14 protein-coding genes are annotated in these 13,413 nt (G+C 70.6%); 6 read left to right on the forward strand and 8 right to left on the reverse strand.

From position 1 onward, the window contains the following. Nucleotides 1–5: 5 nt before the first annotated feature. Nucleotides 6–650 carry a regulatory protein RecX gene (locus tag ACNTMW_RS07855; RefSeq protein WP_426632741.1) on the forward strand — a complete coding sequence of 215 codons (645 nt, stop codon included), beginning with the start codon at nucleotides 6–8 and terminating at the stop codon, nucleotides 648–650. A gap of 569 nt (nucleotides 651–1,219) precedes the next feature. After that, nucleotides 1,220–3,001 (forward strand): ribonuclease Y, encoded by a 1,782-nt coding sequence (gene rny / locus ACNTMW_RS07860; RefSeq protein ID WP_426632859.1) that lies wholly within the window; start codon nucleotides 1,220–1,222, stop codon nucleotides 2,999–3,001. 90 nt (nucleotides 3,002–3,091) lie between these two features. Here rny and ACNTMW_RS07865 read toward each other — a convergent pair whose 3' ends face one another. From ACNTMW_RS07865 to ACNTMW_RS07890, 6 genes are all read right to left on the reverse strand, one after another. After that, on the reverse strand, nucleotides 3,092–3,394 hold the full coding sequence (locus ACNTMW_RS07865) for a hypothetical protein (RefSeq protein WP_426632742.1): 303 nt from the start codon (nucleotides 3,392–3,394) through the stop codon (nucleotides 3,092–3,094). Between the two features lie 186 nt (nucleotides 3,395–3,580). Further along, entirely contained in the window at nucleotides 3,581–4,492 is a 912-nt protein-coding gene (locus ACNTMW_RS07870) for an amino acid ABC transporter permease (protein WP_426632860.1), read from the reverse strand. A 110-nt stretch (nucleotides 4,493–4,602) separates the two neighbouring features. After that, entirely contained in the window at nucleotides 4,603–5,307 is a 705-nt protein-coding gene (locus tag ACNTMW_RS07875; protein WP_426632743.1) for an amino acid ABC transporter permease, read from the reverse strand. A 47-nt stretch (nucleotides 5,308–5,354) separates the two neighbouring features. Continuing rightward, entirely contained in the window at nucleotides 5,355–6,239 is an 885-nt protein-coding gene (locus ACNTMW_RS07880; protein WP_426632744.1) for a glutamate ABC transporter substrate-binding protein, read from the reverse strand. A gap of 76 nt (nucleotides 6,240–6,315) precedes the next feature. After that, nucleotides 6,316–7,071: an amino acid ABC transporter ATP-binding protein gene (locus tag ACNTMW_RS07885; RefSeq protein ID WP_426632745.1), complete on the reverse strand. Its 756-nt coding sequence runs from the start codon at nucleotides 7,069–7,071 to the stop codon at nucleotides 6,316–6,318. 46 nt (nucleotides 7,072–7,117) lie between these two features. After that, nucleotides 7,118–7,336, reverse strand: coding sequence for a DUF2277 domain-containing protein (locus tag ACNTMW_RS07890; RefSeq protein ID WP_426632746.1), 219 nt, complete (start codon nucleotides 7,334–7,336; stop codon nucleotides 7,118–7,120). Nucleotides 7,337–7,377: 41 nt separating this feature from the next. Between ACNTMW_RS07890 and miaB the strand changes: the two genes are divergently transcribed. Continuing rightward, nucleotides 7,378–8,871 carry a tRNA (N6-isopentenyl adenosine(37)-C2)-methylthiotransferase MiaB gene (gene miaB, locus ACNTMW_RS07895; protein ID WP_426632747.1) on the forward strand — a complete coding sequence of 498 codons (1,494 nt, stop codon included), beginning with the start codon at nucleotides 7,378–7,380 and terminating at the stop codon, nucleotides 8,869–8,871. Nucleotides 8,872–8,947: 76 nt separating this feature from the next. Here miaB and ACNTMW_RS07900 read toward each other — a convergent pair whose 3' ends face one another. Next, nucleotides 8,948–9,703, reverse strand: coding sequence for a tyrosine-protein phosphatase (locus ACNTMW_RS07900; protein WP_426632748.1), 756 nt, complete (start codon nucleotides 9,701–9,703; stop codon nucleotides 8,948–8,950). A 97-nt stretch (nucleotides 9,704–9,800) separates the two neighbouring features. Beyond that, on the reverse strand, nucleotides 9,801–11,009 hold the full coding sequence (locus ACNTMW_RS07905) for a DUF349 domain-containing protein (protein WP_426632749.1): 1,209 nt from the start codon (nucleotides 11,007–11,009) through the stop codon (nucleotides 9,801–9,803). 294 nt (nucleotides 11,010–11,303) lie between these two features. Between ACNTMW_RS07905 and ACNTMW_RS07910 the strand changes: the two genes are divergently transcribed. From ACNTMW_RS07910 to dapF, 3 genes are read left to right on the forward strand one after another with little or no spacing between them, the layout of a single operon-like run. Beyond that, nucleotides 11,304–11,555 (forward strand): hypothetical protein, encoded by a 252-nt coding sequence (locus tag ACNTMW_RS07910; protein WP_426632750.1) that lies wholly within the window; start codon nucleotides 11,304–11,306, stop codon nucleotides 11,553–11,555. After that, nucleotides 11,552–12,478, forward strand: coding sequence for a tRNA (adenosine(37)-N6)-dimethylallyltransferase MiaA (gene miaA, locus ACNTMW_RS07915; RefSeq protein ID WP_426632751.1), 927 nt, complete (start codon nucleotides 11,552–11,554; stop codon nucleotides 12,476–12,478). Before ACNTMW_RS07910 ends, miaA begins: the two co-directional genes overlap by 4 nt. Nucleotides 12,479–12,506: 28 nt before the next feature. Beyond that, the gene (gene dapF, locus ACNTMW_RS07920) at nucleotides 12,507–13,406 is read left to right on the forward strand and encodes a diaminopimelate epimerase (protein ID WP_426632861.1); all 900 of its coding nucleotides are present in this window, start codon (nucleotides 12,507–12,509) and stop codon (nucleotides 13,404–13,406) included. The last annotated feature ends 7 nt before the right edge of the window (nucleotides 13,407–13,413 follow it).

The raw sequence follows: 13,413 nt of genomic DNA on the forward strand, positions 1-13,413 counted from the left end.
TGATCGTGGCAGGACGTCGCTATCGGCACCGAGGGGGTCCCGCTGACCAGACTCAGCGGGACGCCCCTGCCGAAGGATCCACTCGAAGGCGCGGCGGGTCCGCCGCCGAGCCCGACCGCAACCCGGCCGAGCTGGCGCGGGAGATCTGCCTGCGGCAGTTGGCCGTCCGCCCGCGTACCCGCGCGGAGCTGGCGACCGCGCTGCGCCGTCGCGGTATCGCCGACGACGTCGCCGATCAGGTGCTCGACCGGTACGACGAGGTCGGCATCATCGACGACGAGGCATTCGCCCGCGCCTGGGTGACCAGCCGTCACCACGGCAAAGGTCTCGCCCGCCGGGCCCTGGCCGGTGAGCTGCGCCGCAAGGGCGTGGATGCGGAGGCCGTCGGCGAGGCGCTCGACGAACTGGACCCGCAGACCGAGGAGGAGACCGCCCGGGCGCTGGTGGCTCGCCGCATGCGGGTCGAGCGGGGCGCGGCGCCGGATGCGGCCTTCCGCCGGCTGGTCGGGATGCTCGCCCGCAAGGGGTACCCGGCGGGCCTCGCGATCCGGGTGGTCAAGGACGCGCTGGCGGCGCAGGCGGAGACCGCGGAGTTCGCCGACGGCATCGACCCTGACGCGCTCGCGGAGACGCCCGAGCCGGGGGAATAGTTCGGCTCCGGCGCGCTCGCGCAGGCGATCGAGCCGGGAGGGTAGTTCGGCTCCGGCGCGCTCGCGGAGGCGGCCGAGCCGGGGAGTCGATCGACCCCGGCTGTCGGGTCGCTCCGGCGTCGGCGGCGGATGCGCGGACGCGCGTGAATTTCGGCATCGCCGGGCATCTCTGTGCACTGTGGCATGACCAGGGCACTCGATGGCCGGCCAGTTACCCGTGCGCTACGCCCCGATCCGGTGCTGATCATGAGTTCTTGACCGAAGCGCCCTCTAAGACCTAGCCTTCGGCTTACTGAGGAGAGCGCCCAACACCGCGGGTTCAACCGCACAACATAGATCGCGTTACAGATCAGCAACGCTTTGGCTATCGGCCTCGATAGCTCCGGCAGCTCCGGTGGGGCCGCACCGGCGCCCGCCGAGCCCCTTTGCCGTCGGCGATGCCAGCCAGGCACCGCGGGACGGATTCCACCTCGGCCCCCGCCGCGGACCCGGGCATCTCCTTGCCGGTAGACGGTTCAACCGGTAGACGGCGCACCGGTCCATTCGGCGCCGATGGGGAGGGGGTGGCCATGCAGCCGGCCGAGATCGCGCTCACGTTCGCGGTCGCGATCGTTGCCATCCTTCTCGTGGTCGTCCTCGTCGTCGGCCTGCGGGTCATGCGCCGGCTCCAGGAGGGGTCGAAGGCGCCCACAGGTGGCGACGGCGACGCTGTCTACCTCGCCGAGAAGGACCGCCAGGAGAACTCCCTCGCCTCCCTGCGTCACGCCGCGGAGGAGGCGACCGCGGCGGTCGACCAGGCCCGCGCGGCGGCCGCCGCCGCCCGTACCGAGGCCGCGGCCGCGAAAGCCGAGGCGAGCGCCGCCCGCGCCGAGGCCCGCCGGGTTCTCGACGCTGCCCGCGCCGAGGCCGACGCGGCGCTCGAACGGGCGCACCGTCAGGCCGAGCATGATGCCGAGCAGGCACGCGCCGCTGCCCGGCGGGCCGGTGAGCGTGAGGTCGCCCAGCTCACCGCCGCCGCCAAGGAGCAGACGCAGGACGCCGAACGGCGTCAGCGGCGCCTCGACGAGCGCGAGCGGTTGCTGGCGGAGGAGGCGGAACGGCTGGCCGAACGGGACCGGCGGATCACCGCCGCCGAGGCGGAGCTGGTCGACCGGGAGGGCGTCCTCGTCGACCGGGAGGCCGCCCTGGCCGAGGTGGAGGAGAAGCACCGCCGTGAGCTGGAGCGCATCGCCAATCTGACCGTCGAGGCCGCCCGCGCCGAGCTGATCGACTCGATCGAGGCGCAGGCCAAGCGTGAGGCGGCGCTACTGGTCCGCGACATCGAGCACGACGCCCGTGCGACCGCGGAGCAGCGCGCCCGGCACATCGTCGTCGACGCCATTCAGCGGGTCGCGAGCGAACAGACGGCCGAGAGTGTGGTCAGCGTGCTCCACCTGCCCAGCGACGAGATGAAGGGCCGGATCATCGGCCGGGAGGGGCGCAACATCCGGGCGTTCGAGTCGGTGACCGGGGTCAACCTGATCATCGACGACACCCCGGAAGCCGTGCTGCTGTCCTGCTTCGACCCGGTACGCCGGGAGATCGGCCGGTTGACGCTGGAGAAGCTGGTCCTCGACGGCCGGATCCACCCGCACCGGATCGAGGAGGTGTTCGACCTCGCCAAGCACGAGGTCGAACGGCTGTGCCAGCGGGCCGCGGAGGACGCGCTGGTCGAGGTCGGCATCACCGACCTGCATCCGCAGCTGGTGACCCTGCTCGGCCGGCTGCGCTACCGCACCAGCTACGGGCAGAACGTCCTCAAGCACCTGGTCGAGACCGCGCACATCGCCGGCATCATGGCGTCCGAACTCGGCCTGGAGTCGGCGCTGGTCAAGCGCTGCGCGTTCCTGCACGACATCGGCAAGGCGCTGACCCACGAGGTCGAGGGCAGCCACGCGCTGATCGGCGCCGACCTGGCGCGCAAGTACGGCGAGCCCGAGGACGTCGTGCACGCGATCGAGGCGCACCACAACGAGGTGCTGCCGCAGACCATCGAGGCGGTCCTGACCCAGGCCTCGGACGCCTGCTCCGGCGGCCGGCCGGGCGCCCGGCGGGAGAGCCTCGAGGCGTACGTGAAGCGGCTGGAGCGCATCGAGGAGATCGCCGGCGGCAAGGCCGGCGTGGAGAAGGTCTTCGCGATGCAGGCCGGCCGGGAGATCCGGGTCATGGTGCGCCCGGACGACGTCGACGACATCGGTGCGGCGGTACTGGCCCGGGACGTGGCCAAGCAGATCGAGGAGGAGCTGACCTACCCCGGTCAGATCCGGGTCACGGTGGTGCGGGAGTCACGGGTCACCGAGATCGCCCGCTGACGGACCGGCTCGCGGAATGATCGCGGAGGCTTTTCCGTGTTCCATTACGGAAAAGCCTCCGCGATCGCGAGGAACCGGAGCCGTGGCCGCTCAGTCGGGGTAGTCGGCGCCGTAGTAGTTGATGCTCTTGGTGTTGCCCGGGCACCAGGCCTGGGAACGCTGGTTCGGATTCGCCCAGGGACCGTAGGCGTACTGCGTTCCCGTGGCGGTGTTGCACGAGATGATGATCCGGTGGGCCCGGTTGGTGCACACCGAGTACGCGGACCAGTTGTAGGTCCAGTCCCGGTTTGACCAGCAGTTGGGCTCGTCGGCGTGCGCGGGCTGGGCGATGACGCCCATGGCGCCCAGCGTCAGGGCGCCGGTGAGCACGACGGTACGCACGCGTTTCAGCATGGCTTCCTCCCCAGTGAGTGACTGCAGTCACTCGGAGAGTAGTCGTCGCATTGAAGTAGATCAATTGTGGCAGGTGCTCTTTTGAGCAACGAGAACCGATGGGATGGCACCGAGCCGCGCCGTACCGGGGTGAACGACGTACGGGAAGTCTGAGATCGCGGCCGCTCGCCGAGACGCGGCCTCAGGTCAGGTGGTGCTTCCCGGTGCCGCCACCGATTCCGCCGTTGCAGGGTCGTCGTCGCGGCCACGGCCCGACAGGCCGCGACGGCTCAGCCGCCGCTGCGTGTACCCGGCCAGCTTGGACAGCGCGTAGTTGACCACGATGAAGAACACGCCTACGACGAAGTACAGCTGAATCGGGTTGTGCAGGAGCTGGGTTGCCTGTTTCGCGACGTTGAGCAGTTCCTCGTAGCTGATGATGAACGCCAGCGAGGTGTCCTTGAGCACCACCACGAGCTGGCTGATCAACGCTGGCAGCATGATGCGGAACGCCTGGGGCAGCAGCACCAGCCGGGTGGACTGCATGGGCGTCAGGCCGATCGAGGCGGCCGCCTCCCGCTGACCCCGGGGTAGGCCCTCCATGCCCGAGCGCAGGATCTCGGCGATGACCACCATGTTGTAGATGGTCAGGCCGATCACCAGGTACCACAGCGGGGTGCTGAAGTTGACCCCCCACGCCGGCAGGCCACGGCCGACGAAGAAGATCGTGATGACCACCGGCAGACCGCGGAAGATCTCGACGCAGACCCGGGTCACGACGTTGAGTACCCACGTCAGCGCGCGCAGGACCAGTGCCACCGGGGCCGGTAGCCCGACGTAGCGGCGCCGCGCGAGCTCCTTGAGTTGGATGCGGAGGACGGCGATGAGGGTGCCGAAGATCAGCGAGGTGAGGATCGCCAGTACCGCTGCCGTCAGGGTGGCCTGCGCGCCCTGGCCCAGTCGCTGCCACAGCAGGTGGAAGCTCTTGTCGGACGGGTCGAGCAGTGGCCCCCACAGCTTCGCGCTGAACTGCCCCTTCGCGTTCAGGGGCTCGATGATGAAGAGCCAGGCGCCGGCGATGATCAAAATGCCGATGACGACGCTGGTCACCAGGGTGATCCGCCGAGCCCGTGGACCCGGTGCGTCGTAGAGGACGCTGGCCTGCGGCGTGGACGCGCGGCGCGGCGGGCGCTTCGTGGCGGCCGGCTGCGGGGTCGTCGGGGCCGTGGTCACCGGGTCACCACCCGTCGTTCGACGCGGTCGAGGAGTATGCCGAGCGGAACCGTCATGATCAAGTATCCGATCGAGATGCCGATAAAGACGGGGATCAGTGGGAGCCCCTCGGCGGAGACGAGCGAGTCGGCGGTCTGCGAGAGGTCGCCGACGACGCCGAAGAATCCGGCGAGCGCGGAGTTCTTGATCATTGCGATGATCACGCTACCCAGCGGGACGACCGCCGCCTTCCACGCCTGCGGCAGGATCACGTACCGCAGGTTCTGGGTGAAGGTCAGCCCGATGGCGCGCGCCGCCTCCGACTGGCCGGCGGCCACCGCGTTGACACCGCTGCGCAACGCCTCGCAGACGAACGCGCCGGTGTACAGGCTCAGGCCCAGCACGGCGAAGCGGAAGTACGGAAGGTCCATGCCGAGCCGGGAGAACACCGAGCTCAGGCCCGGGATGGCCAGGAACCGGGCGTTGGAGCCCAGGGCGGGCAGCCCGAACGCGGAGAAGAACAGCACGACCGTCAGCGGCACGTTGCGGAACACCGTCACGTAGGCGGTGCCCACCGCCCGCAGCGGCGGTACCGGCGAGATCCGCAGCACCGCCATCAGCGTGCCGATCAGCAGCGCTCCGACCCCCGCCAGGATGCAGATCTGGAGGGTGAGCCAGAAGCCGCCGGCGAAGACATCAAACCGGTCGACCAGTACGTTCACCGCTCACCCTCCAGATCCATGTCACTTCGTTCCGGTTCCGGTCGCTGTCAGTACCGGTCGACGGCCGGGGCGGCCGGCGTGTTCTTGTCGACCTTGCCGACGGTGTCCTTCCACGCCTTCTCGTACCGACCGTCCTTGGCGATCTTCTCCAGGGTGTCGTTGATGAAGTTGCGGAACTCGGTGTCGCCCTTCTTCAGGCCGATGCCGTACGGCTCCTTCGTGAACTTCTCGCCGACGAGCTTGAAGTCGTTCGGGTTGTCGGACACGAAGCCGGACAGGATGACGTTGTCGGTGGTGAGCGCGTCGACCTGCTTGTTCTTCACCGCGTCCGCGCACTTGGAGTAGGTGTCGAACAGCACCAGCTGGGTGGTCTTGTCCTTCAGGTACTGCTCGATGTTCTTGCCGGGGGTCGAGCCGGTCACCGAGCAGACCTTCTTGGTGCCGTCCTTGAACGAGTCCGGCCCGGTGATCGAGTTGTCGTCCTTACGGGTCAGGATCTGCTGGCCGGCCACGTAGTACGGCCCGGCGAAGTCGACCCGCTGCTTGCGGGTGTCACTGATCGTGTAGGTGGCGACGACGATGTCGACCTTGCCCTGCTCGATGTACTCCTCGCGGACCTTCGAGGGCGACTCGACCCACTCGATCTTGTCGGCCGGGATGCCCAGCTCGCCCGCGATGAGCTTGCCGATCTCCACGTCGAAGCCGGCCGGCTTGCCGTCGAGGCCCTTGAGCCCGAACAGCGGCTGGTCGAACTTGGTGCCGATCCGGATCTTCTGGTCCTTGTTGAGCTTCTCCATGGTGGTGCCGGCCGCGAAGTTGACGTCCTTCTTCACGTCCGAGCCGCCGTCGCTCTTGCTGTCGCCGCCACAGGCCGCCGCACCAAGAACGAACACCGCGGACGCTGCGAGCGCCGCGAAGCGGGTCAATCGCATCTAGTTACTCCTCCCGTCGAGTGGCCGATCCGGGGTCGGCCGCCTCCACAATGAACGACACTGAGCCAGGAAAGTGTCAGTGCGTAAGAATCTTGGACAGGAAGTCCTTGGCCCGGTCGCTTCGGGGATTGGCGAAGAACTCCGCGGGTGGCGCCTGCTCCACCAGTTGGCCATCGGCCATGAACACGACCCGGTTGGCGGCGTGCCGGGCGAAGCCCATCTCGTGGGTCACCACGATCATCGTCATGCCGTCGGTGGCGAGCGAGGTCATCACGTCGAGCACCTCACCGACCATCTCCGGGTCGAGGGCGCTCGTCGGCTCGTCGAACAGCATCGCCTTCGGCTGCATCGCCAGCGCCCGGGCGATCGCCGCGCGCTGCTGCTGACCGCCGGACAGCTGCGCCGGCAGCTTGTCGGCCTGGTTGGCGATGCCCACCCGGTCGAGCAGGCTCATCGCCCGCTCGCGCACCACGGCCGGCTTCTCCCTGCGCACCTTGATCGGGCCCAGCATGACGTTGTCGAGCACCGTCTTGTGGGCGAACAGGTTGAACGACTGGAACACCATGCCGACCTCGCTGCGCAGCCGGGCGAGCGCGCGCCCCTCGGCCGGCAGCGGCTGTCCGTCGAAGCGGATCTCGCCGGAGTCGATCGGCTCCAGGCGGTTGATCGAACGGCACAGTGTCGACTTACCCGAACCGGACGGGCCGATCACCACGACCACTTCACCGCGGTCCACGGTCAGGTCCACGTCCCGGAGGACGTGCAGCGAGCCGAAATGCTTGTTGACCCGTTCCATGGCGATCAGCGGCTCGCCGGTCGACGTCGTTGTCATGTACCCCGCCTTCGTACTCTCGTGTGCTGATCGTCAGGCCTGGAGGTCACGTACGGGTAACGCCCTGTACCTCAAGCTCGTTGAGCAGGGTACGGGTTGCCTTCGCGACCTCCGCGACCGCCGCCTCGAAAATCACCTTGTTGCGGGCCGAAGGCTGACGAAAGCCCGAAATCTTCCGCACGTACTGCAGCGCCGCCGCCTCGATGTCGGCATCGTCCACGTCAGGGGTGAACGGCGGGCGGAGCGTCTTGATACTGCGACACATTCTTCGTCTCCCGACCGGGCCGGATACGCTGTACAACCGTTATGGGTACCACTACCGTGCCAGCCGCCGCGCGCACCTACGAGGTGCGCACCTACGGCTGCCAGATGAACGCGCATGACTCCGAGCGCATCTCGGGGCTGCTCGAGAGTGCCGGGTACGTACCCGCCACCGACGGCGAGCAGCCCGACGTGGTCGTGTTCAACACCTGTGCGGTGCGGGAGAACGCCGACAACCGCCTCTACGGCAACCTCGGACACCTGCACCCGGTGAAGAAGGCCCACCCGGGCATGCAGATCGCCGTCGGCGGCTGCCTCGCGCAGAAGGACCGCGGCGAGATCGTCAAGCGGGCGCCCTGGGTCGACGTGGTGTTCGGTACCCACAACATCGGCTCGCTGCCCACGCTGCTGGAGCGGGCCCGACACAACGCCGCCGCCGAGGTGGAGATCCTCGAGTCGCTCGAGGTGTTCCCGTCGACGCTGCCGACCCGCCGCGATTCGGCGTACGCCGGCTGGGTGTCGATCTCGGTCGGCTGCAACAACACCTGCACCTTCTGTATCGTGCCGGCGCTGCGGGGCAAGGAGAAGGACCGCCGGCCCGGCGAGATCCTCGCCGAGGTCGAGGCGCTGGTGGCCGAGGGGATCCTCGAGGTGACCCTGCTCGGGCAGAACGTCAACACGTACGGCGTCGAGTTCGGCGACCGGCTCGCGTTCGGCAAGCTGCTGCGCTCCTGCGGTGGTATCGAAGGGCTGGAGCGGGTCCGCTTCACGTCCCCGCACCCGGCGGCGTTCACCGACGACGTGATCGACGCGATGGCCGAGACGCCCAACGTCTGCCACCAGCTCCACATGCCGCTGCAGTCGGGCTCCGACCGGGTGTTGAAGGCGATGCGCCGGTCCTACCGCACCGACCGGTACCTGGGGATCATCGACAAGGTCCGGGCGGCCATGCCGGACGCGGCGATCACCACCGACATCATCGTCGGGTTCCCGGGGGAGACCGAGGAGGACTTCCAGGGCACCCTGGAGGTGGTCCGGGCCGCCCGCTTCGCCAGCGCCTTCACGTTCCAGTACTCCAAGCGCCCCGGCACCCCGGCGGCCACTTTTGCCGACCAGGTGCCCAAGGAGGTCGTGCAGGACCGGTACGACCGGCTGGTCGCCTGCCTGGAGGAGATCACCTGGGCGGAGAACAAGCAGTTGGTCGGGCAGACCGTCGAGGTCCTGGTCGCCACCGGTGAGGGGCGCAAGGACGGCGCGACCGGCCGGATGTCCGGCCGGGCCCGCGACGGCCGGCTGGTGCACTTCGCCGCTGGTGACACCCGGATCCGGCCCGGCGACATCGTGCACACCACGATCACGTACGCCGCCCCGCACCACCTCAACGCCGACGGGCCGCTGGTCTCGCACCGGCGCACCCGGGCCGGCGACGTCTGGGCGGCCGGCAACGCCGTACGTACCCCGGGCGTGGCGCTCGGGATGCCCACCCTCGGTGCGCCGCCGGCGACGAGTGCTCCGGCGACCGCCTGCGGCTGCGACTGACCATCCATCCGAGCCGTGATCGTGAAGGGTTTCCGGGCCAGAGCCTCCGAAACCTTCACGATCACGGACGTGAGGGTCAGTCGAGCAGGTTCTCCCGTAGCCGGGTCACGTCGGTGACCGTCAACCCGGCCCGCCGGACGTAGCTCTCCACCGAGCCGTGGCGCTCGCGCAGCTCGGTCAGGAACAGGTGCATCGCCTCCCGGGGGCACGGGTTGAGCACCCAGGCCGGCGCGTGGCCGGCCTCCTCCGGTACGTCCGGGGAGAGGCTGCGGCGCCACTGCCGGAACCGCCGTTCCGACTCCTCGGTGAGCGCGTAGTCGGCCGCGATGTCGTCGTCGCTGACCCCGAGCAGGCTCAGGGTCAGCGCGGCGAGCACCCCGGTGCGGTCCTTGCCGGCGGCGCAGTGGAACGCCAGCGGGGCGGACCGCGAGTCGGCGATCAGCCGCAGCGCCGCACCCACGCCGTTGCGGCCGGTCAGGCCCCCCTCGGCCATCTCGGCGTACCGGTCGGCAAGGTACCGGGGCATGTCGTCGGGGCCCAGGTTGTGATCCGGCCACATGTCGGCGTGGAAGTTGACGTTGTGGTAGTCCAACCTCAGGGAGTCCGCCACGCGGCCGTCGGCCGCCAGCTCGTCCGGGCGCCGGAGGTCGAGCACGGTACGCACGCCGAGCGCGGCGAACTCCTCGAAGTCGTCGTCGACCAGCCGGTGCAGCCCGTCGGAGCGGTACACCCGGCCCCACCGGACGGTCCGGCCGTCGGCGGCCTCGTAGCCGCCGAGGTCGCGGAAGTTGAAGACCGTGGAGAAGCGGATGATCCGCTCGACCGCGGTCACCTGCCGCGACCGGGTCGTTCCCAGGCCGGGCACCGCAGCCGGCGCGGACCCGGGCACCGCAGCCGGCACGGACCCGGGCACCGCAGCCGATACGGGTTCAGGCACTGTGCTCGGCGAGGGCAAGGAAGTTCCGCTTGGACTCCAGCGCCTGCTGAGCCTCCCGGATGCGCCGGGCGTCACCGGCGGCCTGCGCCTTGGCCAGCCGCTGCTCGGCCTCGGCGACCTGCTCGCGCATCTGCGCCAGCAGCGGGCTCTCCTCGGGCGGGGTGCGGCGCCAGGCGGCGTCCATCGCGTGCTTGACCCGGTCCTCGATGGCGCGCAGCCGCCGGTCGAGGCCGGCCGCGGCGTCGCGTGGCACCCGACCGATGTCGTGCCACTGGCCCTGGATCTCGCGCAGCTTGGCCTGCGCGGCCCGCGGGTCGGCGTCGACGTCGATCGCCTCGGCCTGCGCCAGCAGCTCCTGCTTGCGCTCCAGGTGGCCCTTCAGCTCCGCGTCACGGGCGGAGAAGACCTCGCTGCGGCGGCTGAAGAACGCGTCCTGCGCCGCCCGGAACCTCTCCCAGAGTTTCTGCTCGGCCTCCTTGGACGCGCGCGGCGCGGCCTTCCACTCGCCCATCAGCTCCTTGAGCCGGGCGGCGGTGGGGCCCCAGTCCGTGGAGTCGGACAGCGCCTCGACCTCGGCGACCAGCTCCTCCTTGTGGTTCTGGGCCTGCTTGCGGGTGGCGTCGAGGATGGCGAAGTGGGCACCCCGGCGGCGGGTGAACGAGTCGCGGGCAGCCGCGTACCGCTTCCACAGTTCGCCGTCGGTCTTCTTGTCGACGCCGTGGATGGTCTTCCACTCGTCGAGGATCTCCTTGAGCCGGTCGCCGGCGCTCTTCCAGCCGGTCGCCTCGGCCGCGATCTTCTCGGCCTCCTCGACCAGCGCGGTCTTGCGCGCCACCGCCTCGGAACGCGCGGCGTCGCGGGCCGCCCGCGCCGCGCCGGCCTTCTCCTCGGCGATCGTGGCGAGCTTGTCCAGCCGGGCCGTGAGGCCGTCGACGTCGCCGACGACGTGCGCGGTGTCCAGGCTGGCGCGCAGGCGGCGGATGCTGTTCAGGGAGTGGGCCGCGTCGGCGGTGCCGCTGCCCAGCCGGGCCTCGATGAGGTCCACCTCGGTGGCCAGGTCGGCGAAGCGTCGGGCGAAGTGGGCCAGTCCCTCCTCGGGGGTTCCGGCCTGCCAGGAACCCACGGCGCGTTCACCCGCCGCGGTCTTCAGGTACACCGTGCCGTCGGCGTCGACGCGACCGAAGGCCGTGGGGTCGGTCATGCCGCCACCTCGCTTCGCTCGGCCTCGGCACGAGACTCAAACGCGCTGAGCCTCCCGATTCGCTCGCTCATGTGCCCATCCTCGTTTTCCCGGCGCCCGTGGATTTGCGGTAACCCCCGGTGTCGCCGCCGTCGCGCAGCAGTGTTCAGTCGTTCCGGGCTCATTCTCACAGGTCCGACCCCGTCCGCGTCGAGCGGCCGCAGCCGAACCGTGACTTTCCCTGTCAGGTTGCCGCCGACGAGTTCCGCCCAGTCCGGTACGGACCGGGTGAAGCCACCCGATACCGTTTTCGGCGTGCCGTTCACCGCCGCCGTCTGCCCCAGCCCGACGCTCCCCACCTCCGACGCCGCCTCCGGTGTCGCCGGAGCCGGTGTTCCGGGAGCCGCGGTGGTGCGACGGGGCGCGGCCCGACGGCGGTCGGCGACGCTCGGCGACGGTTGCCGGACGTGGGAGTCATCGTCACCGTACCGCGATTCGGCCGCCTCGTGGGGTGAGCGGACCACGGTCGCGGTGCACACCGGCCACGCCACGGTGGTACGGCCGTGACCGCGCTGCCGGGTCCGGTGATCGCCGTGGTCGGGCCGACCGCGGCCGGCAAGTCCGACCTGAGCCTCACGCTCGCGCACGCCCTCGGCGGCGAGGTGGTCAACGCCGACTCGATGCAGTTGTACCGCGGCATGGACATCGGTACCGCCAAGCTGCGCCCCGACGAGCGTGCCGGCGTCGCCCACCACGTCCTCGACATCTGGGACGTGACCGAGCCGGCCAGCGTCGCGGTGTACCAGCGGCTGGCGCGCGCCGCGATCGACGACATCCTGGCGCGCGGCCGGGTACCGCTGCTGGTGGGCGGGTCGGGGCTGTACGTGCGTGCGGTCCTGGAGGAGTTCGAGTTTCCCGGCACCGACCCCGTGCTGCGGGCGGAGCTGGAGGCCGAACTGGCGGAAAACGGCCCGGCGCCGCTGTACGCCCGGCTGGTGGCGGCCGACCCGGTGGCGGCCGAGCGGATCCTGCCCAGCAACGGCCGGCGCATCGTGCGGGCCCTGGAGGTGATCGCGCTCACCGGCGGGCGGTTCACCGCCGAGCTGCCGGAGCCCCGGCCGCACTACCGCGCTCTCCAGCTCGGCGTCGACCTCGACGCGGGGCTCCTGGACGCGCGGATCGCCGCCCGGGTCGACCAGATGTGGGCGGCCGGCCTGGTCGACGAGGTGCGCGCGCTGGAGGCCCGGGGGCTGCGCGACGGGCGTACCGCCAGCCGTGCTCTCGGCTACCACCAGGTCCTGCGCTTCCTCGACGGCGCCGACACCGAGGAAGCGGCGCGCGAAGCGACGATCCGGACCACCCGCCGGTTCGTCCGGCGCCAGCGGTCCTGGTTCCGGCGTGATCCGCGGATCCACTGGCTCGACGCGGCCGCCCCGGACGCCGTGGCGGTCGCCCGAGGTACGGCGGAATCGTTCCTGGAGGTGTCATGATGACGGCGTGTTACGCGAGGGCAGGGCGTTGAACTACGCCAAGGGGCACGGCACCGGCAACGACTTCGTCATCCTTCCCGATCCGGACGGGACGCTGCCGCTCACGCCGCGGCTGGTGGCCGCCCTGTGCGACCGGCGTCGGGGGATCGGCGCCGACGGCGTGCTGCGGGTGGTCCGCACCGCCGCCCACCCGGACGCCGCCCGTTTCGTCGGTGACGCCGAGTGGTTCATGGACTACTGGAACGCCGACGGCACGTACGCCGAGATGTGCGGCAACGGCGTACGGGTGTACGCGCGGTACCTGGTCGAGACCGGCCTGGCCGCCGCCGGCGAGCTGACGGTGGCGACCCGCGCCGGTGTCGTACGCGTGGTCGTCGGCCCCGAGGAGATCTCCACCGGCCTGGCCAAGCCCCGCGTGTACGGGCAGAGCGTGGCCCGGGTCGAGGGCAGCCGGTACGTCGGCGAGGCCGTCGACGTCGGCAACCCGCACCTGGTCTGCCGGGTGGCCGACACGCACGAACTCGCCGGCCTGGACCTGTCCACGTCGCCGGAGTTCAGCGACGCGGACTTCCCCGCCGGGGTCAACGTCGAGTTCTCCGCGCCGGCCGTCGCGGTGCCCGGCGCCGACCTGCACGTCCGGATGCGCGTCTACGAGCGGGGCTCGGGGGAGACGCTGTCGTGCGGTTCGGGGGCGTGTGCCGTGGCGGCCGTGGCGCTCGCCGACGCGGGCTTCCGCACCGGCCGGGTGGCCGTGGACGTCCCCGGCGGCAGGCTGACCGTCACGCTCGACGACGAGGCGTGCTGGCTGGCCGGGCCGGCGGTCATCGTGGCCACCGGCACCGTCGACCCGGCGGCGCTCGACGTGCGGCTGCCGGCACCGGAGGACGGCCACCGCGAGGTGGGTGCGGCGGAGGCCGGCGCCGCGTAGCGCCGGC

This window comes from Planosporangium spinosum, assembly GCF_049999945.1.
Classification (GTDB): domain Bacteria; phylum Actinomycetota; class Actinomycetes; order Mycobacteriales; family Micromonosporaceae; genus Planosporangium; species Planosporangium spinosum.